Below are 24,226 nucleotides of genomic sequence, written 5' to 3'. Positions count from 1 at the left end.
AAATTTTTCATTGAAAAACGGGAAACTGAAAGACCGGGAAAGGTTGCTGAAATACATCACGAAAATTTCTTTTTGGCTGAGTTTGGTAACAGTACTCACCATAATTTTTGATCTGGGTTTCACTCACCGCAGCTCTACAGAACTGTACCTGGAAGAGTTTTACCTGCTAGTGCTTTTGGCCGGAACATTAAGTATTGGAACACGCTATTTCCTGTCATCGGAACAGTTTCCACTAAAAGTAAGGATCTTTGATTCCATTATCTTTTTATTATTTTTATTACTGGCAGCTGTGCTGGTAGACAGGCTGCTCCAAACCTTTCGTTTTTTAGAATTTTTAAACAATATGGGCTGGGTATACCTTGCCCTCTTTTTATATTTTTTCAGAGAATTCTCAACCCTTCAAATCCATTTTAGCAGTAGACTACTCAATCCGGCCCAGCTTTTCATTGCCAGTTTCTTAACCCTGATCCTACTGGGTACCCTGCTCCTACTGTTGCCGAAGGCAACCCATGAAGGAATATCAGCGCTTGATGCTCTTTTTACGGCAACCAGCGCTGTATGCGTTACCGGCCTGATCGTAGTTGATACAGGAACTTATTTTACCCAGTTCGGTCAGATCATAATCCTCATTCTTATTCAGCTTGGGGGAATTGGAATCATGACCTTTGCCAGTTATTTTAGCTACTTTTTTAGAGGAAAAAGCTCCTACGAAAACCAGATCATGCTGAAGGACATGACCAATTCAGAAAAAATAGGGGAAGTATTCAGTGTTTTGAAAAAGATCGTTCTGGTTACCTTTATTATTGAACTTGTGGGAGCAGTTCTAATATTTTTTAGCGTACAAGGCGGAGTTATCAAAGGCCTTGGAAACAGGCTCTTCTTTTCTGTTTTTCACAGCATCTCAGGATTCTGCAATGCCGGTTTTTCTACCCTTGAAAATAGTCTTTACGAACCCGAATTCAGGTTCAACTACCCCCTCCAACTTATTATTGTATCCCTTTTTATACTCGGCGGGATTGGTTTCCCCATTCTTTTTAACCTTTACAAGTACTTTGCATATTATATCAAGAATCAATTCCTGAAACTTAGTCATCCCCGAAAATCTGTTTATACACCCTGGGTGATTAACCTCAACACCCGAATAGTTCTGGTTACCACTTCAATATTGTTAGTGGTTGGTTCTGTTTTATTCTATTTTTTTGAATATAACAATACCCTTGCAGAGCATTCTGCCTTCGGAAAATTAGTTGTTTCATTCTTTGGAGCTGCAACTCCAAGAACAGCAGGATTTAATTCAGTAGACACGTCGGCTCTTAATTTTTCCACAGTGATGATCATTTTCCTTTTAATGTGGATTGGGGCCTCTCCCGGATCGACAGGAGGTGGAATTAAAACGAGCGCATTTGCCCTGGCCGCACTTAACTTTTTCAGTCTCGCGAGAGGAAAAGACAGGGTGGAAGTATTCAGAAGGGAAATTTCAGAATTCTCAATTCGAAGAGCCTTTGCTATTATCGCCTTATCTTTGATGGTCATAGGAACTGCTGTATTTCTGATTGCCTCATTTGACCGGGAAAAGACCTTATTGAGTATTGCTTTTGAGTGTTTTTCGGCCTATAGTACAGTTGGATTAAGTGTGGGAATCACTCCTGATTTGAGTTCAGCTGCAAAACTTGTAATTATCGCCACCATGTTCATTGGAAGAGTGAGCATGCTTACCATACTTATTGCCCTTTTACGAAAGGTTAAATACCTAAATTACAAATATCCTCAGGAGGATATTTTAATGAACTAGAAAGATGAAATATATAATTATAGGTCTCGGAAATTTTGGAGCTTCACTCGCCGAAAAACTTACAGAAATGGGTAATGAGGTTATTGGAGTAGATGTAAACATGAGCAAGGTCGAAACGATAAAAAATAAGATCACACATGCTGTAAACCTTGATTCTACAGATATAAGCGCTGTCTCAAGTCTCCCACTTAAGGATACAGATGTGGTCATAGTAGGTATTGGAGAAGATCTTGGTGCGAATATTATGACTACTGCACTCATGAAACAACTTCACGTAAAACGTTTGATAAGCCGGGCGGTATCCTCCTTACAGGAAATGGTATTGGAAGCAATGGGTGTAGACGAAATCATACATCCCGAAGAAGAGACCGCAGAACGTTGGTCCAAAAAACTAAATCTTCACGGTGTAGTAGATTCTTTTGAAGTGAACTGGGAATTTAGCATCGTCGAGGCGACCATTCCAAAAGAGTACGATGGCAAAACCCTACAGGAAATAGGGTTAAAGCGCAATTACGATATCATTGTTTTGTCTACGATCAAAATCACCCATGAAAAAAACCAATTAGGTGCAGAAAGGAATGTTTCTAATGTTCAGGGGGTCGCTTCAGCAGAGACCGTCCTTTATCAGGGAGACATCATGGTCCTTTATGGACATAACAAGAATATCAAGAAGTTATTGGAGGATCTGAAAAGGTGATCAATAATTTTTCGCTGGCTAAAAACAAAAACCCTGAAAATCAATAGATTAACAGGGTTTTTAATATGTTAAAGTAGCCTCGCCAAGAATCGAACTTGGATCTACAGTTTAGGAAACTACTATTCTATCCATTGAACTACGAGGCCAAAACTGCGAATGCAAATTTAAAAACTTCCCTGTAGTTTCATCGCCTAAGCTCCTATTTTTTCTCCGGAATTAAAAAATGTCGAATTTTTCCTATTTTTAAGGAAAGAAAAATCATGAAACCAGGTATACCTTTTCTCGCCATTTGCTGTTTTCTAAGTCTCTCGAGTATGAAAGCACAAAACTATGAGATCCAGAAAGATGCATTTGCACATACTTTTTCAATTGTTGCACGCGATACTGCTACGGGTGAAATGGCCGTGGGGGTGCAAAGCCACTGGTTCTCGGTGGGTTCAGTGGTTGCCTGGGGAAGATCAGGTGTGGGAGTGGTGGCCACCCAATCCTTTGTCAATCCTGCCTATGGTCCCCGTGGACTTGATCTTATGGCAGCCGGATATACGGCTTCTGAAGCCCTCGATTCTCTCGTCGCACTGGATGATGGAAAAGATTACAGGCAGGTTGCTTTTTTGGATACTGAGGGCAGGACTGCTGCCCATACAGGGGAGAAATGCGTAGAAGCTGCTTCTCATATCAACGACACCAACTTTTCTGTGCAGGCTAATATGATGCTTAACGATGCGGTCGTACCGGCCATGGAAAAGGCTTTCAAGGATCACGCAGACCTTCCCCTTGCAGAAAGGGTTGTAAAGGTTCTTCAAGCCGCTCAGGAAGCCGGAGGGGATATTAGAGGGAAACAGTCGGCCGCTCTCCTGGTGGTAGGACCAACAAAGGTTGAGAATTCCTGGGAAGACAAGAAAATAGATCTGAGGGTAGATGATCATGCAGAACCTTTGGAGGAACTGGACCGGCTCCTGAAAGTTGCCCGCGCCTATGAGCACATGAATCGTGGAGATCTTGCAATGGAAGAAGAGGATGTAGAGGAAGCATTGGAACAATATGGCCTTGCAATGGAAATGTTTCCAGACAATCTCGAAATGAAATACTGGACTGCTGTGGCCCTCGCCAATAGTGATCGACTAGAGGAAGCCATCCCGTTATTCGAAGGTATCTTCGCAGAAGATGAGAACTGGCGGGAAATGACCCGAAGACTTCCGGCTTCAGGATTATTGAATGTTTCAGAGAAAGAATTAGAAGAAATTGTAAATTAGCAAAAAAGAAGTTATGAAATTAAGAACTGTTAAGTTAGTATTACTAGCAATGACCATTGGGGTTTTCGTATCCTGTAAGGACGAAGAAAAAGAAACCACTCCTGCTCCTGCACAAACTGAAAATGAAGCAGCAGCAAAGACAACAGATAATGAGGCGGTAAAGGTTAATCCCGCTCACGGATTGCCGGGACACAGATGTGACCTCCCTGTTGGTGCTCCTCTTGATGGCACAGCTGCCACACAACAAACCTCTGCTACCACTACCCAAACCCAGTCAGGTAACGTTTCACCCGTTCGTATTGATCAAACTCCAGATGTGAATCCTCCACACGGGGAACCCGGTCATGACTGCTCTGTACCGGTGGGTGCAAAACTGGATAATAAATAAAATTTTCAAACATATTTTTAAAAGGCTGCCCGGGGCAGCCTTTTCTTTTTCCCACTTTCCGGAAGTTTCTATCTCTTCGAGAAAATTCCTTATTTTAATAATAAAAATGGAAGAGGAAGCTTTAGAATTTGCCCGTAATGCTCATGAGGGTCAGCTGCGTAAATACATTGAAGAGCCGTACATTGAACATCCCAAACGGGTAGCCGAAATGGTGAGAAGGGTTCCTCACAACTCTCAGATGATCTGCGCGGCTTACCTGCACGACGTGGTGGAAGACACCCCAATTTCCGTGGAGGATATCCGGGAGAAATTCGGAAAAAAGATCGCCCTACTGGTAGAGGAACTTACAGATGAATATTTAAAAGTGAACTATCCACACCTGAACAGGAGGCGGCGCAAAGATCTGGAGGTGAGACGACAGGCCAACATCAGTCCGCAGGCGCAAACCATTAAGTTGGCAGATATAATAGACAACACCCGGGACATTATCAAAAATGACAGGAATTTTGCCCGCCGCTATATTCCTGAGTTGGAAGCGCTAACAGAGGTTTTGCTTCAGGGAGACAGTGAGCTCCTGGAACTTGCCAGGAAAGAAATAAAAAAGGCAAAAGAGGTGTTAGAGGAGATAAGTGAAAAGAAATAACGGGTTACCTGTGGCAGGCACCCGTTATTAAATAATGTTCAATAAAAATTAGTCTTCGTCAACCCCACCTTTTCTTGTAGGCGATCTCGGCTCGGGCCATTCCTGAGGTTCCCCCGTTCTAGGATGATTCCTAAGTTTGATCTGCTCCCTTGAGGTCTTTTCAGGGTCCTCACTGGCCATATAAGCTAATACAGCAGTCAGGATAACATTGTTGCGCACATCGTCAAATACTATCTTGTCATAGGTATCAAGGTTGGTATGCCAGGTATAATTCCAGTACGACCAGTTAAGGGCGCTAAGGTTGAATGCGGGAGCACCGGCTGCCACAAAAGAAGCATAATCTGATCCTCCACGTCCCGGGCTTCCAGGGAAATTCGTTTCAATATGTTGTGAGATGGTATCAGGTACTTTATCAAGCCAGCTTCCCAGATAGTCATAGGAATGTAAGAAACCATTACCTGAAATTCTCACTACTCTACCGGTACCGTTATCCTGGTTGAAAACCGCCTGAATATTCTCCACAATCTGCGGATTATCTTCTACAAAAGCACGCGAACCGTTGAGGCCCTGCTCTTCGCTTCCCCAAAGCCCCACCAGAATGGTTCTTTTTGGGTTGGGATACATTTTCTTAAGGATCCTTGCCGCCTCCATCATTACAATGGTACCGGTACCGTTATCTGTGGCCCCGGTTGCACCATCCCAGGAATCAAAGTGAGCAGAAAGGATGATGTATTCTTCAGGTTTTTCAGTCCCTTTGATCTCGGCAATGGTGTTGAAAGTAGGCACCATCCCATTTTCTTTAGATTCTGCCACCACTTTGATCTGTGGTTTACTGCCACTTTCGGCAAGCCTGTATAACATTCCGTAGTCCTCCAGGTTAAGGTCAACGACAGGGATCTTTTTGGTAGAAGCGCCAAAAACCTTATTGGCACCAAACCCGCGAGACCAGTTGGAGCTCACGATCCCCGCAGCCCCTGCTTTTTCCAGTGCCCCTGGTAAAGTGCGATGGTTATAACCGGTTTTTTCCATATTTGACCTCCAGGCATCACTTTGCTTCTCACGCTCTTCTTTCATCTTCTTAAAAGAAGCTTCGGTTGCGAATTCTTCCCAGTTATAATCTGGTCGACCCGTGGGTTGGTTCATGGAGATCATCACCATTTTTCCTTTTACCGAAGGCAGCCACTTTTGGAAAGCAATAGAATCTTCAACTTCAGGAAGGACAATAACTTCTGCAGTCACCCCTTTTTTACCGGTTGAAGGGCTCCAGGCAAGTTGTCTCCCTGCCAGAGACTGGACCCGGGGATGCACCATATCAATGTGGGTTATACCGCGTTCCCAACCGCGCCATTCACCCCATTTCTGTTTTTCTGCGGAAATATCCCAGCTCCTGAACTTTTCTACCGCCCAGTCATGTGCGTTATTCATTTGCGGGGTTCCCACCAATCTGGGTCCAACTTTATCCAGAAGTTCATGAGCAAGTTCTTCCAAATGGGAATTCTCTTCAGCTTCCTCCATTATATTTTCGATCACCTCGTTTTCCTGTGCGATGACCAGGTTGGAAGTCAATAACAAACCGAATAGGAGTAAGGATATTTTTTTCATAAGTACTGTTTTAAAAATCAAGGTTTTCAAATATACTATTAATTTTCAGGTAACTATTTTCAGCATAAAATGCATTTTCCTGACATAATTTCAGGAAAATACGGGTATTGCGGATAAAGGTTCATTACATCCCAAGAAAACTATTACCCCGGAAACCCTTTAAAACCAACACCCTGCACTGTTTCCATGGCTATATCCTGAATATTCATTTAAAATAAAGCCTCTCCCGTACAGTCTTTGCACATAACTACCTGAAATTAAATTATTAAATTATAGTGTCGTCTTCTATTGAAGACAGGCAAAATCAAAAAGTGAATACATGAAAGTTTTAGTTATTGGAGCAGGAAATATGGGTTTAACGTATGCGGAAGGGATGGCCTCCTCCCCCATTTTGAACCGTCGCAAGCTTATGGTGTATGATGTATCACCAGATAAGATCATTTCCCTGAAGGAAATGGAGATCTTTGATGTGCACGAAAAGCTGGAGGATGCTTTACCCACGGCAGACGTGATCTTCCTGGCAGTTAAACCTTTTCACAGTGATGAATTGTTCGAAAGAATGAAACCAATGATGAATGATGAGCAAATCGCTGTTTCCCTTATGGCCGGGGTTACCATTGAGACCATTCAGGAAGGCCTGGGCATCAAAAAGGTAATTCGAACCATGCCCAATCTTCCGGCACAGGTTGGAAAAGGTGTGACATCCTTCACCGAATCAAAAGAGGTTTCAAGGGTGGAGCTTTTAATGATCAGGAATCTGCTGGATACTACAGGTGAATCCATACATGTAGAGAACCAGAACTATATTGATGCTTCTACAGGGATTTCGGGTAGCGGTCCCGCTTATGTTTTTTACTTTATGAACTCAATGCTGGAAGCAGCAAAAAAAATGGGCTTTTCTGATAACGATTCCCGGGTGTTGGTTAGTAAAACCTTTGAAGGTGCGGTAGAACTTTTCAATAGAAATGACCTTTCACCTACTTTATGGATGGACCGTGTAGCTTCAAAGGGAGGTACAACGAGAGCAGCTCTCGACTCCATGGACGACAATAACGTCAAGGAGCTGATCAAGGAAGCAGCCTACGCGGCTTTTAACAGGGCAGTAGAATTGGGAGAAGGGGAGTAATCTCAATCCATTTCCTGGAAATAAAAACCCGGAAAATCATCCGGGTTTTCTTAGTGAAATTTAAAAGGTTCTTTCGGTTTTAAACGGTCAAAATTCTTTTTAATTTTTGCCAGATTATTTAGCGGAAAATAAAAATAACATTATATTTGCAACCGCAAAATTGTTTGCAACATTCCTCCTTAGCTCAGTTGGTTAGAGCATCTGACTGTTAATCAGAGGGTCCTTGGTTCGAGCCCAAGAGGAGGAGCAAATTTTGGAAGATGTAATTCTGTTGGGCGAGAAGCCTGTCCCGAGCGAAGTGGAACGGAGACGAGGGGAGCCCAAGAGGAGGAGCAAATTTTGAAAGGGTTTTAGTGCCCTTAATATCACTGAAGACATATTGAAATTCCTCCTTAGCTCAGTTGGTTAGAGCATCTGACTGTTAATCAGAGGGTCCTTGGTTCGAGCCCAAGAGGAGGAGCAAAATTTAAGCCACCCATGAGGTGGCTTTTTTGTTTTCTATGGGATACGTTGTATATATTCTTTATTCGATAAAATTAGACAGATTTTATGTTGGGTCATCTTCCAATCTAGGATTAAGGATGGCATTCCATCATTCTTCACCGGGATATAAGTTTACTGGAAAAGCAGCTGATTGGCAGTTGTTCTTCAAATCAGATTGTGCAGATAAAAAACAGGCAGTTAACATTGAGAAGCATATTAAGAAAATGAAGAGCAGAAAGTATATTCAAAACCTAAAGAGGTATCCTGAAATGGTAGAGAACCTAAAAAAGAAATATTCCTGATCGTTATCAGAGCCCCGATAGCTATCGGGGTTGGTTCGAGCCCAAGAGGAGGAGCATATTAAGCCAGCCGTAAGGTTGGCTTTTTTTGTTGTTATATATTAACGAATGTTCTCAGCTTCCGGCATAACTTCAGGCATGATTTGGATCATGCACCTCCTCTCTGTAATAAGGAAACAGTCAAAAGAACTCCTCTCAAAAATGCCATTTTCCGAAGAGCTTCCGAAGCAGAATAAAGGCAAGAACCTTACACATTTTAAGAAAAAATAAAGGCTGAAAAATACCATTTTCCAGCCTTATTGTTCAGAATATATTCAGGAAATTATTCAAATAACCACCTGTAGATATCATTCCCGTTAGCGAACAGCACCAAAGCAATGAGGATCACGAATCCTACGAGCTGGGCATATTCCATAAATTTCTCATTTGGTTTTCTACCGGTTACCATCTCATACAACAGGAATACCACATGGCCACCATCAAGCGCCGGAATTGGCAAAATGTTCATAAAGGCCAGGATGATCGATATAAATGCGGTAGTCATCCAGAAGGCCTGCCAGTTCCACGCATCGGGGAAAAGTCCGCCAATTGCCCCGAAGCCTCCCACTTGCGTTGCTCCTTTCTTGGTAAAGACATATTTAAACTGCGCTACATAATCATGAAGGGTCCAATACGCCAGGTCAAAACCTTTTTCTATACTTTCAGAAAAGGAATAGTGCTCCCTGCTGATCTTAATAGAAGCCTTTGGATCTACATATACTCCCAAATTCCCCTCCTCATCGGGGGTAAGAGAGACGGTCTTCAAATTATTTTTAAGAACTTCAGATTTATCCTGATCCATTTCCACGCTCTCCAATTCCCCGTCACGGCTGTAAACCAGTGTTAACTCCCTTCCCTCACTTTCATCTACTTTCCTGGTCACCTGATGCCAGTATCCTATTTCAATATCATTAATTGAAATGATCCTGTCACCTTTTCTCAAGCCCGCAAGATCTGCAGGACTACCAGAAACTACAGAATCCAGTACCGGAATAGTCATAGGAATGAACGGTTGCATCACCCCTTGTTCAAACATTTCAGAACCAATATCTTCAGGTATTGCAATGGTTTCAGAAGTACCATCCTGATGTTCCACAGTAATATTATTTACATCACGCAGAAAAAGGTATTTGTTGATATCAATACTATTCTGCAGATTCTCTCCATTTACACGAAGGACCTTATCGCCGTCTCTAAACCCATATTCTTTAAAAGAATCATCTACTGCAAAACCGTTTGGCATGTCCTGGGGTGTGATGTACGGGCTCCCCCAAACGAAGACCACCATCATGTATATTACGAAACCTAAAACAATATTTACCGTCACCCCACCAACCATCACGATTAAACGTTGCCATGCAGGTTTGCTCCGGAACTCCCAGGGCTTGGGCGGTTGCGCCATCTGCTCCTTGTCCATACTCTCATCTATCATCCCGGCGATCTTAACATATCCACCTAAAGGCAGCCATCCCACCCCGTAAACGGTATCACCGATCTTTTTCTTAAAAAGGGCAAATTTTACATCAAAAAAGAGGAAGAACTTCTCCACTTTTATCCCAAACATCTTTGCCGGAATAAAGTGCCCAAGTTCGTGCAGCACGATAAGGATTGATAAACTTAATATTAACTGTAAAGCTTTTATAAAAAACGGATCCATACTCAAACGCGTAAATTAAAATCGCACAAAAGTAACCTTTTAAAGGTTGCCAAAAAAGTGAAATGGGCCCGCAGAAAAAAACCGCTTGAAATTTGTAAGGTTTGGTCTTAAAAATTGATTATTAGGATGTAATTTTGCCACAAATCCTACAAGATGGTTCGGTTCTTTGCTAAATATAAGTTCTTCGGAATTTTCCTTTTTGTCCTTTCCGTGATCATTATTATTATTATTTACAACATCCTCAACCCAAAAGAACGCCTGCCGGTCTATCAGCCCAATATGGTCACGAATGAATTGGTGGATTCCACAGTACAGGAAGTGAGAAAATACCACACCATTGCAGATTTTGAACTGTACAATCAAAATGGCGATACGATCACCCAGGAATTCTATAATGACAAGATCTATGTCGCCGATTTCTTTTTCACCACCTGCACTACTATTTGTCCTATAATGACAGATCACATGCTGCAGATACAGGAGGAGTTAAAAAATGATCCTGAGGTGCTGTTACTGTCCCATACTGTGATCCCGCAAGCTGACAGCGTGCCGCAGCTTAAAAAATACGCGGTTGAAAAAGGGGTGAACGATGATAAGTGGAACCTGGTGACGGGCGATAAGAAACAAATCTACGAACTCGCCCGTAAGTCTTACCTGGCAGCTAAGAGCGAAGGGGATGCCGGACCTTTTGATCTCATTCACACCGAGAATTTCGTTCTGGTGGATAAAAAGAAAAGGATAAGGGGGTTTTATGACGGTACAGATCCCGAAGCTATCCAGGACCTGCTGCACGACATTAAGGTATTAAAAAAGGACTGAAAATGTTCCCCTGAAGCCTTATTTTCTGATAAGGATCATCTTTAGACGAATTATTTTCTCTTTTCTACACACAAGTTTTTCTAATCCTGAATTTTGCCTTATTTTTGCCTTGTTTAAAATCAATCTAAATAAACATTGAGTAGCACGATCGCCGATCTTAAAAGGGGCCAACGGGGCATTATCAAAGAGTTTTCAGTAGATATCATACCTCTGAAATTACTCGAGATGGGCTGCTTGCCGGGAAATGAAGTGGAGCTGGTGCAGACCGCCCCCTTCAAAGACCCCATTTACCTTAACATTAATGGCAGCCACCTTGCCATACGCAAGGAGACTGCCCAGAATATACAAATAGATATTATCCCGTAAATCATGGGCAAACAGATCAATGTTGCGCTTATTGGGAATCCAAACACAGGGAAAACTTCCGTTTTTAACCAGTTAACCGGGCTCAACCAACAGGTAGGAAATTACCCGGGTATTACTGTGGAGAAAAAAGAGGGAATCTGCAAGCTGCCCAACAATGTGAAAGCCCATATTCTTGATCTGCCGGGAACCTATAGCCTTAACGCCTCTTCCCTAGATGAGAATGTGGTCATTGAATTGTTGCTTAACAAAAATGACAAGGATTATCCCGATGTTGCCGTGGTGGTAAGTGATGTTGAGAACCTGAAAAGAAATTTATTGCTCTTTACCCAGATCAAGGACCTGGAAATTCCCACCATCCTGGTGATTAACATGGCCGACAGGATGAAGAGAAAAGGGATCTCCCTTGATATCAAGCAGCTCGAGAAAGAATTAAATACCCGTATAGCACTGGTAAGTGCCAGGAAAAAGCAGGGAATAGAAGAACTTAAAGAGCATATTCTCAATTACCGGCACATCTCTACAGAGCCATGTCTCAATGCGTCTGTCATGGATCCTCCTTATTTTGACAGGTTGCGTAATGCGTTTCCTAATCAGTCTCTCTACAAGTTATGGCTGGTGATCACCCAGGATGTGAACTTTGGAAATGTGAACCGGAACAATATCCTCAATAATCAGGATTTTGTAACCAAAGATGAAGGTACCCTGAAGCGGATGCAGCAGAAGGAAACTATTCTTCGGTACCAATTCATAAATGGAGTGCTTAAAAAGGCACTGACCATTGATGTAAATGCCGCTAAAGGTCTACGTGCTTCTTTTGACAGGATACTTACCCACAAGGTTTGGGGGTATGTGATCTTCTTCGGAATCCTACTTTTGATCTTCCAGGCCATCTATGACTGGTCAAGCTACCCTATGGATTTTATAGACAGCACTTTTGTATTATTCAGTGAGCTGGCTAAACAACATTTACCTGCAGGATCATTTACCAATTTGATAGCCGAAGGCGTCATCCCCGGTTTGGGCGGTATCGTTATTTTTATTCCCCAAATTGCCTTTCTCTTCCTGTTCATTTCGATCCTGGAAGAGAGTGGCTATATGAGCAGAGTAGTGTTCCTGATGGACCGAAGTATGCGAAAGTTCGGGCTCAGTGGAAAAAGTGTAGTGCCCCTGGTATCGGGCACAGCCTGTGCCATTCCGGCAGTAATGGCCACCCGGAATATCGAGAACTGGAAGGAAAGACTCATTACCATTCTGGTGGTTCCCTTTACCACATGTTCTGCACGGCTTCCGGTTTACCTCATAATTATTGCTCTCGTGATTCCCGAAAAATCTTTCCTCGGTTTTAATCTTCAGGGTATTACTCTTATGTTGCTTTATCTTTTAGGTTTTGTAATGGCCATATTCTCTGCGTGGGTATTGCATAAGATCCTTAAAATAAAAAGCAAGTCCTATTTCGTCATTGAAATGCCCAACTACAAGATGCCTATTTTCAAAAATGTTGGCCTTAACGTAGTGGAAAAAACAAAAGCTTTCGTACTGGGTGCAGGTAAGATCATTTTGGCGATCTCAATAATATTATGGGTTCTGGCGAGTTACGGACCGGGGGAAAAATTTGAAAATGCTGAAGAGATAGTCACTTCCAAATACAGTGAAACGTTCTTACCCCAGACCGAGCTGGACAACCAGATTGCCTCATATAAGCTTCAGCACTCTTACATAGGAAATGTGGGTAAATTCATTGAACCGGCTGTAACCCCATTGGGTTATGACTGGAAGATTGGTATAGCAATTGTAAGTTCTTTTGCAGCAAGAGAGGTTTTTGTAGGCACTCTTGCGACCATATACAGTGTAGGGAGTGATGAAGAAGAGACCATCAAAAGCAGGATGGCTTCAGAAACAAATGAAGTCCTGGGAGGACCTCTTTTCACCTTTGCAAGCGGAATAAGTTTATTGTTGTTTTATGCTTTTGCAATGCAGTGTATGAGTACCCTTGCCATTGTAAAGCGCGAAACAAATACCTGGAAATGGCCGGTAGTACAACTGGTAGCCATGACCGCAATTGCCTATATAGCTGCACTTGCAGCTTTCCAGGCTTTAAGTTAATAACGAAATAAGAAAAGAATATGGAGTTAATTCAGGAAATATTAGTCTTTATCACTTTTTTCATAGCAGTGGGATATATGTTCACCAAGTTTGTATACAAACCAAAATTCCTTTTTGCCCACGGCAAGAACACCAAATCATGTGGAGTGGAATGTGGTAGCTGCCATTGATCTCATCTTAGCCCAAGCCAACATCTAGCGTCATCATCACAATGAATCCGCCAATAAACCCCATCGTAGCGATATCAGTGTATCTGTCTTGCTGAGCCTCGGGGATAACCTCTTCCACAACCACGAAGATCATGGCTCCCGCCGCAAAACATAAAGCGTATGGCAGGATAGGTTCAAAGGTCATTACCGCCCATGCCCCCAACACCGCAGCGACAGGCTCCACTATAGCCGAAAGTTGTCCATAATTAAAGCTTTTCCACCTGCCCATTCCCAGCCCTCTGAGAGGCATGGCCACCGCAAAGCCTTCTGGAAAGTTTTGAAGACCAATTCCCATGGCCAAAGCAACAGCTCCCCCAATACTTGCCCCCTCCAGACCCATTGCGGCCCCACCAAAAAGTACTCCTATAGCGAGCCCTTCGGGAATGTTATGCATAGTAATGGCCAATGTTAAAAGAACAGATTTATGCCATGGCGTCTTCACCCCTTCCTTTTCACTCATCCTGAAGTTTACATGCAAGTGAGGCAGAACTTTATCCAGCCCGAAGATGAAAAGTGCCCCAAGTCCAAATCCCACAACTGCCGGGATCACTTTTACGAATCCTTCTCCTTCACTCATTTCAATTCCGGGAGCCAACAAACTCCAGAAACTGGCGGCTACCATTACACCTCCCGTGAATCCCAGCATCCCATCAAATAATGCCCGGTGCATTTTCTTGAAAAAGAATACCAGAGATGCCCCAAGTGCTGTTAATCCCCAGGTGAATAAGGTGGCATACAAAGCCGCTAAAACAGGATCAATGCTTTCAAAATAGTCAATTACCGCATTCATAGTTAATTATGTTTTTATAAATAGATTACTGGAGATTGCATGAGATATACTTAATTCCTCTCCGTCGATCTTTATTATCATAGAATTATCAAAAGCTTCTTTATCTATCACCCGGATCTCTCTCCCCAGGGCGATCTTGTTCTTATCCAGGTACCGAAGAAAATCAGGGGAGGAATCCTTTACCCCAACACAAACTCCGGTTTGCCCCTTTTCCAGCTCTGTCAACAGTAATTTATTGGACACACTAAATTTTCCTTTAGCATCAGGAATAGGATCCCCGTGTGGGTCGCGCTCTGGATGACCCAGAAAACGGTCGAGTTCATTGGTAAGCTTTTCAGATTTAATATGCTCCAACTGCTCTGCAACGTCATGCACCTCATCCCATGAAAAATCCAGCTTTTCTACCAGGAAAACTTCCCAAAGCCGGTGTTTCCTGATCACCTGAACTGCAGCTTCCTTTCCTTCAGAACTCAGCCTCACTCCCTGGTACTTTTTATAGTCTACCAGATCTTTTTCTGACAGCTTTTTAACCATATCGGTTACTGAGGATGCCTTGGTTTCCATTTCCTCTGCCAGAGCATTTGTACTCACCCCCCGTGGATACTTTCTTTCGAGGTGAAAGATGGCTTTTAAATAATTTTCTTCTGAAAAACTGAACATACTTCTTATTTCAAGAATCCAAAACTACAGTTTTTATAATTCATAAACAATTTTTAGACTTGTCTAAAAATTGTTTATACCTTTGCATAAAATAACTGTTTTGAAATCACTTCTTACCTTGTTCACAAGCTTCATTATCTTCAATATCAATGCACAGACTGCCAGGGTATCGGGAACTGTTACCTCAAATGACGAACCGGTTGCATATGTAAATATTTACCTGGAAGGAACTGAAATTGGGGCCACTACCAATAAAAAAGGAAAATACATCTTGGAGGCACCCCTGGGGCATCATGAAATTATCCTGCAGGCTATTGGTTATAAAACAATAAAAAGGCACCTGGACCTTTTAACATCTGACCCTCAAACAATAGACTTTGCCCTGCAAGAAGACATTACCGGTTTGGATCAGGTAGTCATTTCTGCCAGCCGAACAGGACAACTTCGACAGACCGCTCCCGTAATCGTTTCCGTTACCTCCTCTCAGGATCTCCAGGCTACCCAATCTATCAGCTTAAGTGAAGGTTTAAATTTTCAACCCGGAATTAGAATGGAAACCAATTGCCAGAACTGCGGATTTTCACAGGTCCGCATGAATGGTCTTGATGGTGCCTATACTCAAATTTTGATCGATAGCCGTCCGGTTTTTAGTGCATTGAACGGCGTCTATGGTCTGGACCAGATCCCGGCCAATTCCATTGAAAGAATAGAGGTAGTCCGCGGTGGGGGTTCTGCGCTTTACGGCTCTAATGCCATTGCCGGCACCATTAATATTATCACTAAAGTACCTACTGAAGATTATTTTGAAATTGCCGGGAATACCGCCCTCGTCAACGGAGATGCCGGTGACAAGGCGGTGACGGTGAACGGGACCATATTGTCTGATGATTACACCACCGGGCTCAATGTCTATGGAATGTTTAGAGATCGTAATCCTTATGATCATAATGATGATGGTTTTACCGAAATTACCCAGGTGGAAAATAAAACCTTCGGATTTAAATCATTTTTCAAACCGGATGACGTAAGTGAATTGAAACTTGATTTTCACGCAATTCAGGAATTTCGTCGTGGCGGAAACAAGCTCAATCTTTTACCTTTTGAAGCAGATATCACAGAACAAATAGAGAGTGAGGTAATTGGCGGCGGCCTTACCTATGAAGTCTTCTCAGGCAGTAAGGATGTAAGGTATTCTGTATATGGTACGGCACAACTTTCAAAAAATAAGAATTTCTATGGAGGAAAAGGCCTCACATATGAGGAAAGCATAAAAGGCTTCGGAAATTCCCTTGATCACACTTATGTATTGGGGGCTCAGTTTTCTTTTCCCCAGGAAAACTTTTTAGGGTCAACAGCAACATTTACAGCCGGAAGTGAATTCAAAAATAACCTCATGCGTGACCGGAAACCGGGATATAACGCTAAGATCGATCAAAACCTGAATATTTTAGGGATCTACGTTCAGCAGGAGTGGCAGGCAACTAAAAAATTAAAGGTTTTAGGGGGATTACGTGCAGACCTCCACAATGTAGCAGATGAAAACATTGTGTTCAATCCGCGCTTGAATTTACTTTATGCGGCAAGTGACCAACTTCAGTTTCGAACCAGTTATGCTAAAGGTTTCAGGGCTCCCCAGGTATTTACTGAAGATATTCATGCCCGTATCGCGGCAGGGGAAGTCAGCCTTGTTACCTTCTCAGATGATCTGCGGTCTGAAACCTCTCATAGTTATCTGGCTTCCGCAGAATGGAATAAAACCACCCTGGATACAGATTACAGGCTGACTCTTGAAGCTTTTTATATCCGCCTCCAAAACCCTTTTATTCTTGAGCGAATTTCAGAAACGATATTTGAAAAAAGGAATGGGGAAGGTGCAGATGTCTACGGTATGAACTTAGACGTTGTATATGCGCCAAACCAAGACTGGATCTTACAAATGGGAGGCACCCTGCAGAGGGCCAGGTATGATACTGCGGTGCAGTATAGCGATGATCCTGCCGTTTCTCTTGATAATGCACGGAACTTCTTTAAATCTCCAAACATCTACGGAAACTTCATTTTAACCTACGCGCCGGTAAAGAACTGGCAGAACAATTTTTCAGGTGTATATACCGGCAGCATGTATGTACCTCATCTTGCCGGTTATATTGAAAATGACCGTTTGGAAACAACTAAAGGTTTTACAGAAATCAATTTTAAAACAGCCTATATTTTTGACCTGTCCGGAAGTTTCCAGCTGGAACTGAATACCGGTATTCAGAACTTATTCGACCAATTCCAGAATGATTTTGACAAAGGGGTAGAACGGGATGCAAATTACGTTTATGGCCCCTCCAGGCCCAGGACTTTTTTCATTGGTTTGAAATTGGGCAACAAATTGCTTCGGTAAGAGTCTTCAGTGTCCTAGAAGCCTCGTTCTTTTTGGATCTGTTCGTAGGCTTCCTGAACTTTCCTGAATTTTTCTTCAGCCCCTTTGATATAGGCTTCATCCATATGTTGTATCCTATCGGGGTGGTATTTTTTGGCCATGGTGCGAAATGCCTTTTTCACATCAGCATCTGTAGCCGATTTTTCGATCTCAAGGATCTTGTACGCATTGTCTGTGGTTTTAAAGAACATGGCCATGATGCTCTCATAATCTTTGACACCTATCCTAAGATAGCCCGCAATCTCCCTTATCTTTTGTGCTTCTCCCTGGCTAACATGCCCATCTGCATTGGCAATGCTAAAAAGAAAATGAATGATCTGTAATCTGGCAGCATATTTTGTTCTGGGCACCAGGAATTCGGCTATTCTGGCTTCAGAAAGTTCCCTTTTCTTAGCTACCTCATTAAAGGTCCTGAAAATAGCATTTGCCCGTTCTTTTCCATAAGACTGTACAAAATACATACGCACATAATCCATCTCCTGCTGGCTGATCCTGCCATCAGATTTTATGACGATCGCCGAAAGGGATAACAGGTGAAGTTCAAAATCACCCGGGGTCACAGGCCCCTGTTTCTCTTCAGAAAAAACCTTGAAGCCTCCTCTGGAAGAAGAGGTAAGACTGTCAATAATGCTACCTAATATGAAGCCTAAAATTGCTCCCCGGAATCCATAGAACATAAAACCCAACAGGGCGGCAATCCATTTGATCATGCGAATAATTTTTCGGGGCAAAGATAACATTTAAAACCCTATTCACAGAATTGACCCCCTGTCAATAAGAACTTTAGCCTTAACCCTTTATGTCATAGAAATTTAGCCACCTTAACTTTATTTGGTATCTTTGCACCTTTACAGATCTATAAAAATTTAAATATATGTATCCACCAGAATTAGTAAAACCAATGCGCGAGGATTTGACCAGCATTGGCTTTCAAGAATTACATACAGAATCTCAGGTTGATGAAGCCATAGCTCAGAAAGGTACCACGCTTGTTGTGGTAAATTCTGTTTGTGGTTGTGCTGCCGCCAACGCTCGCCCTGCTGCCAGAATGTCTTTACAGAACACCAAAAGGCCCGATCACCTGGTAACGGTTTTCGCGGGAGTAGATAAAGAGGCTACAGAAAAAGCACGTGATTATATGGTGCCATTCCCTCCTTCTTCGCCTTCTATGGCTCTTTTTAAAGATGGAGAACTGGTTCATATGCTGGAGAGGCACCACATTGAAGGCCGTCCTGCAGAAATGATCGCAGAAAACCTTACTGAGGCTTACAACGAGTTTTGTTAAGACCTTAAAATTACTGAAAGGGCTGTGCCGGGAAATTTTCCTTGCACAGTTTTTTTTGCTCCTGCAGGCTTGACCTGCACTGAATAAAATTAGAAATTGCAGCCCAATTATGCTACTGTTTTCAGATGGAAAAAATTAAGAAGATCCTCTCCTACCCGTTATCTGTTATTTTCTATATTTTTTTCTTTCTCACCCTGCTGATCTTTCATCCCATTCAATGGGTAAGCCTGAAATTGGGAGGATATGAAGCGCATAAAAAAAGTGTGGATCTCTTTAATTTCTTTTTACTGAGGAGCCTGAATGTCCTGGGCACCCGCTATTCAATTGACAATAAATACAACTTGCCCACAGACCGTCCCTGTATCTTTGTGGCAAACCATCAGGGAATTTATGATATTCCCCCCCTCATATGGCACTTCAGGGAACATCATCCTAAATTTGTCAGCAAAAAGGAACTCGGCAAAGGAATTCCAAGCATTTCCTTTAACCTTAGACATGGTGGAAGTGTCTTAATTGACAGAAAAAATGGAAGGGAAGCCCTGGTGAAAATGTCAAAATTTGCTGACTATCTTAACCAGAACAACCGCTCTGCCGTTATCTTTCCTGAGGGAACCCGGAGCCGTACCGGTGCTCCAAAAAAATTCGCCGTTCAGGGGCTTCAACTTTTATTTAAAAAGATGCCGGAAGCGGTCATTGTTCCCGTTACCATCAATAATTCCTGGAAATTATTTAAATACGGTCATTTTCCTCTGGGTATAGGTACTCATATCATGTTCAAGATCCACGAACCAATTCCGGTAAAATCTGACGCTCCCGAAAACCTGGTGGCGCTAGTAGAGCGAACCATTACGGCCGACATTAAATGACCCGGTTTTTAAATTCACACTAAATGGAAAAGGAGCAAATCATATTAAAAACACGGTATTTTGTCCGGGAAACTCTACGCAATGCAGAAGGCGGCCATGATTGGTTCCATATTGAGAGGGTTTTAAAAAATGCCAGAGAAATAGCTGCAGGGGAAGAGGTTGATCATTTTGTTGTGGAACTCGGTGCCTTACTTCACGACATCGCCGACTATAAATTCCATAACGGGGATGAATCAAAAGGCCCAAAAATAGCCCGTGAATTCCTGCAGTCCCAGTTGGTTCCCGTGTCCATCATAAACCATGTTGAAAATATCATTAAATGGGTTTCCTTCAAAGGAGGAAATGAGGAACAGGAATTTTCCTCGATTGAACTGTCTGTAGTGCAGGATGCTGACAGGTTGGATGCACTGGGCGCAATAGGAATAGCGCGCACTTTCAACTATGGAGGCTACCGGGGAAGGGCGCTTTTTGATCCGCAGATCGAACCCAACCTCAACATGAGCAAGGAAGAGTATAAGAATTCTACCGCTCCCACCATAAACCATTTTTATGAAAAGCTATTCCTTCTAAAGGATCGCATGAATACCCCAACCGGCAGGAAATTAGCGGAAGAGCGACATAGCTTCATGAAACAATTTCTGCAAGAATTCTATCGCGAATGGGGCCATACCCCCGACTGGGAAACACCTTAAAAAAGCTTCATTTGACCGTCTTTGTATTGTTCATGCAAAGAACAATTGAGCATGGGTCTTTCATTTCCCGGTAAATATCTTTTCCGCGCGATCGCGAACTGCTGTGCTACCTGATCTGCAATTTTACCATCACCTTTCATTCTTGTTCCAAAACGGCTGTCATTGAGATTTCCATTGTGGCATTCAGCGATCTGGTGCAAAACCTTCTCTGCCCTGTCGGGCATAGTTTTTCTGATCCAGGTTGAAAAAACCTCGCCAATGGCCCCATTAAGTCGCACCACGGTATAACCAACCCCGCAGGCGCCCCTTTCGGCAACCGCTTTCACAAGTGGCAGGATCTCATGGCTGTTAATCGAAGGAATGATAGGTGCCATCATAACGTTTACAGGAATCCCCTTCTCATGAAGTTTTTCAACGGTTTCCAAACGTTTCTTGATACTGGCAGTACGCGGTTCCAGTAACTGTCTGATCTTTTCTTCCAGGGTGGTGATGGAAAGGTTTACCCTTACAAGGTTGTCTTTTGCCAGTTCTTCCAATAGATCAAGATCTCTCTGGATAAGGGCATTTTTAGTGATGATGCCTACCGGATGTTTGTATTTCAGGAACACCTGGAGCAATTGCCGGGTGATCTCCAGTTTTCTCTCAACAGGTTGATAACAATCTGTATTTCCGGAGAGAATGATTGGGGCGGCTTTCCAGGTCTTACTGCGCAGTTTTTTCTCTAAAAGCTCCACAGAATTTCTTTTAACCAGGATCTTTTGTTCAAAATCTAGGCCTGCTCCATATCCCCAGTATTCGTGAGAATTCCGGGCATAACAGTATACACAGCCATGTTCACACCCCTGGTAAGGATTAAGGGAATATTCCATCCCTACATCGGGGCTGCTGACCTTGTTAACTATGGTCTTCGGGAAAGTATCAATAAAGGAAGTCCTGGGATCTGTAGCCTCTTCTCCTTCTGCTGCGCAATAATTCAGAAAATCATCACGCATCTCATACGAATGCAATGAGAATTTATTGGCGACCTGATGTTGTGCTCCTCTTCCTTTAATAATTTCGTTCCTCTCCATGGGGAACAAATATAGGAATTATTCCATTAATTTGGAATAATTCCTTAACCTGATTTATTTCCCGGGAAAATCTGCTTTACGTTTGGCCAGGAATGCTGAAGTTCCTTCTTTAAAATCTTCGGTTCCAAAGGCGTTCCCAAATTCTTCGATCTCCACCTCAAAACCATTCACCTCTTTGTCAAAGGCAGCATTAACAGCTCTTATCGCTGCTGAAATGGCCACAGTTGAGTTATTCATGATCCTGGAAGCGATCTTCTCTGCCATGGGAAGCAGCTCCTCTAAGGTGGTCACATGGTTGACCAGGTTATATTCCAGCGCCTGCCTTGCATCTATCATTCCTGCAGTCATGATCATTTCCATGGCACGACCTTTACCCACCAGTTGTGGCAATCTTTGAGTACCGCCATATCCTGGGATCACTCCCAGGGAAACCTCAGGTAATCCCATTTTAGCGTTCTCACTGGCAATCCTGAAATGAGCCGCCATGGCCAGCTCAAGTCCACCACCAAGCGCGAACCCGTTGACAGCAGCGATCACGGGTTTGGACATATTCTCTACAAAATCAAAGAGTTTTTTCTGTCCTTCTGCTGCAAGACGTTGACCTTCCTGAGTTGAAAAATCTGCAAATTCACTAATATCTGCTCCCGCTACAAAGGCCTTTTCACCAATTCCGGTAAGAATAATGACCTTTACCTCCCGGTCTTCTTCTGCTGCACTGAAGGCATCATGAAGCTCCCCGATAGTGGCTTTGTTCAAGGCGTTCAGTTTGGTAGGCCTGTTTATGGTAATATAGGCTATGCCCTCATTGTTCTCCAGTAAGATATTTTCAAATTCCATGTTGATTTATTTTGGTAAACATACTTTAAAGATAGTTCCTTTATTTAATTTGGAGCTAAAGCTGATACTGCCCCCGCAACTTTCAACCAGGTTCTTGACCATGGCAAGCCCAAGGCCCATTCCACTCGATTTGGTGGTAAACTTAGGCTCAAATATTTTTTCTTTATTCTCTTCAGAAATTCCCAGCCCATTATCTGAAACCGTGAGACAGGCAAAATCTGCTTCCTCGGTCACGGCAACAAGGATTGCCGGGTTCCCTACAGCTTCGGTAGCCTGAATAGCATTTTTGACCAGGTTAGTCACCACACGTATTAATTGGGTTCTATCGAATTTTGCCAGGATCTCCTCCTTTTCCGCAGAGAAAATAATATAATCTTCATTGAATATATCAAGGGCCAGCTTTACGATCTTGGGAACATTTAAGGTCTCATTCTGCTGTGCCGGCATTTTCGCAAAATTCGAAAAAGCCGAGGCTATGGAACTCATGGTATCTATCTGGTTGATCAAAGTTTGACTGAATTCCTCTACTTTTTGAGGCATTTCTGGATCATAGGGATCAAATTTTCTTTGGAAATTCTGAACGCTCAGGCGCATAGGCGTAAGAGGGTTCTTGATCTCATGCGCAACCTGTTTGGCCATTTCCCGCCAGGCCTGTTCCCGTTCACTGGTGGCCAGTTTTACCGCACTTTCCTCCAGCTCGTCGATCATACTGTTATAAGCGTTCACCAGGGTAAAGATCTCTTCACTTACGTTCTCGATCTCAATCTTCTTATTTCTTTTATCCAAACGGGTCTGGTTTATCTTATCTGAGATCGTCTTTAGGCTCCTTGTGATATATTTAGAGAGAAAATAAGCCAGACCAATGGCGATCATCAGCATGAAGAGATAGACCTCAAGCAGCCTTATCAGGAAATTCTCCAGATCTCTCGTAATGAAATAATCATCTTCCAGATAAGGCAGATTAAGGATAGCCAGGGGCTTGAATTTGTTATCGGAAATATAGGTGTAGGAAGACTGGAATCTCTTCTCGTTTTTTACGGTATGCCTTACCACACGTTTTTTTGAGGAACTGCTTAATTTATCTGTGATCTCTGTATCAAGCTGAAAGTCTGTAGTGTCCCTGAAAAAGGACTGATTGGATTTCAGGATAAGTTCACCGTCAAGACTGTAAACGTTAATAGGCATATTATGCACCTGGGCGATCTCGTGGATCTTCCCCCTTTCCTTCAGAATGAGGATCACGTTTTCTTCCTTCACCTCATAGGTGGTACTTTCAATAACGAATTTAATGTGCTCCCTTATGGCTTCTTCCTTACGTTCCAGCCGGTCCCTATGATATTCCTTCGCCTCTTCTTTATACTGGTAAATGGTAATTCCCCCAATCAGAATCGAAGCGAGCAACACCAATAGGATCATGGAGAGGAAGATTCGCGTACGTAAGGAGAATTTTAAAAGCCTCATTGAATTTTGTTACTCATTATTGATAAACAATTATCAAACCATTTTCAAAGTTCACCGTTCCTGGTGCGTAACCTTTTATACAGCTTTATTCCAAGCATTAATATTACCGCCAAAAGGAAAATGCCTATTACCCCATAGATCCAGTTCACCGCATCTCTGACAATAACAAGAAAGACCACGGCAAAAAGTATAAGGGTAGACCCTTCATTCCACATCCTCATTTGGTTAGAGGTCCATTTAACCACGTTATTCTGAAGTTCTTTAAAAATGAGGTGCGACTTCCAGTGGTACAGGTAAAGAAGCACCACAAAACCAAGTTTTATAAGCATCCAGTCCATTTTAAGCCAGGAAGGGAAAAGGTAGAGCAGCCAAAAAGCAAATAGGCTCGCCAGAATTGCAGAAGGCCAGGTAATAATATACCACAACCTTTGAGTCATTATCTTGAACTGGGCAATTAAAATGGATCTCTCGGGTTCTGCTTTTTCGTTAGCCTCGATATGGTAAATAAAAAGCCTGGGAATGTAAAAAAGGCCGGCAAACCAGGTGATCACGAAAATAAGATGTAAAGCTTTGATGTAGCTGTAATATTCCACCTCTCAGGTTTTATTCAATACTGTTTTTTAGCTCTTCCTCAACAAATGTAACTTTTCTAAAATGGTTT

General features: G+C 42.7%; 23 protein-coding genes and 3 tRNA genes. 16 read left to right on the top strand and 10 right to left on the bottom strand.

Annotated features, from left to right (window positions below; all coding sequences use genetic code 11):
• Positions 1-10 precede the first annotated feature (10 nt).
• Both ACFSTG_RS06165 and ACFSTG_RS06160 read left to right on the top strand, forming a co-directional pair.
• A complete protein-coding gene (locus ACFSTG_RS06165; protein ID WP_380749703.1) occupies positions 11-1,792 on the top strand; it encodes a TrkH family potassium uptake protein in 1,782 nt (593 codons plus the stop codon).
• Between the two features lie 4 nt (positions 1,793-1,796).
• Positions 1,797-2,489 carry a potassium channel family protein gene (locus ACFSTG_RS06160; RefSeq protein ID WP_380749700.1) on the top strand — a complete coding sequence of 231 codons (693 nt, stop codon included), beginning with the start codon at positions 1,797-1,799 and terminating at the stop codon, positions 2,487-2,489.
• Between the two features lie 74 nt (positions 2,490-2,563).
• Here the strand turns inward: ACFSTG_RS06160 and ACFSTG_RS06155 are convergent.
• Positions 2,564-2,635: transfer RNA gene (locus tag ACFSTG_RS06155), tRNA-Arg, on the bottom strand.
• Positions 2,636-2,803: 168 nt separating this feature from the next.
• Here ACFSTG_RS06155 and ACFSTG_RS06150 point away from each other — a divergent pair.
• From ACFSTG_RS06150 to ACFSTG_RS06140, 3 genes are all read left to right on the top strand, one after another.
• Positions 2,804-3,742 carry a DUF1028 domain-containing protein gene (locus tag ACFSTG_RS06150; RefSeq protein WP_380749697.1) on the top strand — a complete coding sequence of 313 codons (939 nt, stop codon included), beginning with the start codon at positions 2,804-2,806 and terminating at the stop codon, positions 3,740-3,742.
• A 13-nt stretch (positions 3,743-3,755) separates the two neighbouring features.
• Positions 3,756-4,130, top strand: coding sequence for a hypothetical protein (locus tag ACFSTG_RS06145; RefSeq protein ID WP_380749693.1), 375 nt, complete (start codon positions 3,756-3,758; stop codon positions 4,128-4,130).
• Between the two features lie 106 nt (positions 4,131-4,236).
• Entirely contained in the window at positions 4,237-4,773 is a 537-nt protein-coding gene (locus tag ACFSTG_RS06140; RefSeq protein ID WP_380749690.1) for an HD domain-containing protein, read from the top strand.
• A gap of 48 nt (positions 4,774-4,821) precedes the next feature.
• On the opposite strand, the gene ACFSTG_RS06135 is transcribed toward ACFSTG_RS06140, so the two are convergent.
• Positions 4,822-6,375, bottom strand: coding sequence for a M20/M25/M40 family metallo-hydrolase (locus ACFSTG_RS06135; protein ID WP_380749687.1), 1,554 nt, complete (start codon positions 6,373-6,375; stop codon positions 4,822-4,824).
• A 319-nt stretch (positions 6,376-6,694) separates the two neighbouring features.
• Between ACFSTG_RS06135 and proC the strand changes: the two genes are divergently transcribed.
• From proC to ACFSTG_RS06115, 4 genes are all read left to right on the top strand, one after another.
• Complete coding sequence (proC, locus tag ACFSTG_RS06130; RefSeq protein WP_380749684.1) at positions 6,695-7,501, top strand: pyrroline-5-carboxylate reductase; 807 nt, start codon at positions 6,695-6,697, stop codon at positions 7,499-7,501.
• A gap of 173 nt (positions 7,502-7,674) precedes the next feature.
• Positions 7,675-7,748, top strand: a tRNA-Asn gene (locus tag ACFSTG_RS06125).
• A 139-nt stretch (positions 7,749-7,887) separates the two neighbouring features.
• Positions 7,888-7,961: transfer RNA gene (locus tag ACFSTG_RS06120), tRNA-Asn, on the top strand.
• A gap of 40 nt (positions 7,962-8,001) precedes the next feature.
• The gene (locus tag ACFSTG_RS06115; RefSeq protein WP_380749681.1) at positions 8,002-8,286 is read left to right on the top strand and encodes a GIY-YIG nuclease family protein; all 285 of its coding nucleotides are present in this window, start codon (positions 8,002-8,004) and stop codon (positions 8,284-8,286) included.
• 319 nt (positions 8,287-8,605) lie between these two features.
• Here ACFSTG_RS06115 and rseP read toward each other — a convergent pair whose 3' ends face one another.
• Entirely contained in the window at positions 8,606-9,979 is a 1,374-nt protein-coding gene (gene rseP / locus ACFSTG_RS06110) for an RIP metalloprotease RseP (RefSeq protein WP_380749679.1), read from the bottom strand.
• 153 nt (positions 9,980-10,132) lie between these two features.
• On the opposite strand from rseP, the gene ACFSTG_RS06105 reads away from it, so the two are divergent.
• From ACFSTG_RS06105 to feoB, 3 genes are all read left to right on the top strand, one after another.
• Positions 10,133-10,798, top strand: a complete 666-nt coding sequence (locus tag ACFSTG_RS06105) for an SCO family protein (protein WP_380749676.1) — start codon at positions 10,133-10,135, stop codon at positions 10,796-10,798.
• 135 nt (positions 10,799-10,933) lie between these two features.
• The gene (locus tag ACFSTG_RS06100) at positions 10,934-11,164 is read left to right on the top strand and encodes a FeoA family protein (protein ID WP_380749673.1); all 231 of its coding nucleotides are present in this window, start codon (positions 10,934-10,936) and stop codon (positions 11,162-11,164) included.
• 3 nt (positions 11,165-11,167) lie between these two features.
• Entirely contained in the window at positions 11,168-13,267 is a 2,100-nt protein-coding gene (gene feoB / locus ACFSTG_RS06095; protein WP_380749670.1) for a ferrous iron transport protein B, read from the top strand.
• Between the two features lie 177 nt (positions 13,268-13,444).
• Here the strand turns inward: feoB and ACFSTG_RS06090 are convergent, their stop codons facing one another.
• Together ACFSTG_RS06090 and ACFSTG_RS06085 are read right to left on the bottom strand one after the other, a co-directional pair.
• A complete protein-coding gene (locus ACFSTG_RS06090) occupies positions 13,445-14,266 on the bottom strand; it encodes a ZIP family metal transporter (protein ID WP_380749667.1) in 822 nt (273 codons plus the stop codon).
• 6 nt (positions 14,267-14,272) lie between these two features.
• The gene (locus ACFSTG_RS06085) at positions 14,273-14,926 is read right to left on the bottom strand and encodes a metal-dependent transcriptional regulator (protein WP_380749664.1); all 654 of its coding nucleotides are present in this window, start codon (positions 14,924-14,926) and stop codon (positions 14,273-14,275) included.
• 100 nt (positions 14,927-15,026) lie between these two features.
• Between ACFSTG_RS06085 and ACFSTG_RS06080 the strand changes: the two genes are divergently transcribed.
• Complete coding sequence (locus ACFSTG_RS06080) at positions 15,027-17,315, top strand: TonB-dependent receptor (RefSeq protein WP_380749661.1); 2,289 nt, start codon at positions 15,027-15,029, stop codon at positions 17,313-17,315.
• A gap of 14 nt (positions 17,316-17,329) precedes the next feature.
• On the opposite strand, the gene ACFSTG_RS06075 is transcribed toward ACFSTG_RS06080, so the two are convergent.
• The gene (locus tag ACFSTG_RS06075) at positions 17,330-18,064 is read right to left on the bottom strand and encodes a tellurite resistance TerB family protein (protein ID WP_380749658.1); all 735 of its coding nucleotides are present in this window, start codon (positions 18,062-18,064) and stop codon (positions 17,330-17,332) included.
• 164 nt (positions 18,065-18,228) lie between these two features.
• Here ACFSTG_RS06075 and ACFSTG_RS06070 point away from each other — a divergent pair, with 164 nt between their 5' ends.
• The 3 genes from ACFSTG_RS06070 (at position 18,229) to ACFSTG_RS06060 (ending at position 20,197) form a co-directional block, all read left to right on the top strand.
• Positions 18,229-18,639 carry a BrxA/BrxB family bacilliredoxin gene (locus tag ACFSTG_RS06070; RefSeq protein WP_380749655.1) on the top strand — a complete coding sequence of 137 codons (411 nt, stop codon included), beginning with the start codon at positions 18,229-18,231 and terminating at the stop codon, positions 18,637-18,639.
• A 134-nt stretch (positions 18,640-18,773) separates the two neighbouring features.
• Positions 18,774-19,505 (top strand): lysophospholipid acyltransferase family protein, encoded by a 732-nt coding sequence (locus ACFSTG_RS06065; RefSeq protein ID WP_380750807.1) that lies wholly within the window; start codon positions 18,774-18,776, stop codon positions 19,503-19,505.
• A gap of 23 nt (positions 19,506-19,528) precedes the next feature.
• Positions 19,529-20,197 carry an HD domain-containing protein gene (locus ACFSTG_RS06060; RefSeq protein ID WP_380749652.1) on the top strand — a complete coding sequence of 223 codons (669 nt, stop codon included), beginning with the start codon at positions 19,529-19,531 and terminating at the stop codon, positions 20,195-20,197.
• Here the strand turns inward: ACFSTG_RS06060 and ACFSTG_RS06055 are convergent.
• The 4 genes from ACFSTG_RS06055 to ACFSTG_RS06040 are packed head-to-tail and all read right to left on the bottom strand — an operon-like array spanning position 20,194 to position 24,158.
• Positions 20,194-21,267, bottom strand: a complete 1,074-nt coding sequence (locus ACFSTG_RS06055) for a PA0069 family radical SAM protein (protein WP_380749649.1) — start codon at positions 21,265-21,267, stop codon at positions 20,194-20,196. The two genes, ACFSTG_RS06060 and ACFSTG_RS06055, sit on opposite strands and share 4 nt — an antisense overlap.
• A gap of 54 nt (positions 21,268-21,321) precedes the next feature.
• Positions 21,322-22,104, bottom strand: coding sequence for an enoyl-CoA hydratase/isomerase family protein (locus tag ACFSTG_RS06050; protein WP_380749646.1), 783 nt, complete (start codon positions 22,102-22,104; stop codon positions 21,322-21,324).
• A gap of 6 nt (positions 22,105-22,110) precedes the next feature.
• Positions 22,111-23,565 (bottom strand): sensor histidine kinase, encoded by a 1,455-nt coding sequence (locus ACFSTG_RS06045; protein WP_380749644.1) that lies wholly within the window; start codon positions 23,563-23,565, stop codon positions 22,111-22,113.
• Positions 23,566-23,609: 44 nt separating this feature from the next.
• Positions 23,610-24,158 (bottom strand): CopD family protein, encoded by a 549-nt coding sequence (locus ACFSTG_RS06040; protein ID WP_380749641.1) that lies wholly within the window; start codon positions 24,156-24,158, stop codon positions 23,610-23,612.
• Between the last annotated feature and the right edge of the window lie 68 nt (positions 24,159-24,226).

The sequence above is a fragment of the Salinimicrobium flavum genome (assembly GCF_042684505.1).
Lineage (GTDB): Bacteria > Bacteroidota > Bacteroidia > Flavobacteriales > Flavobacteriaceae > Salinimicrobium > Salinimicrobium flavum.
Note: the sequence above shows the minus strand (reverse complement) of the source record. Positions and strands in the feature narration are given on the sequence as shown.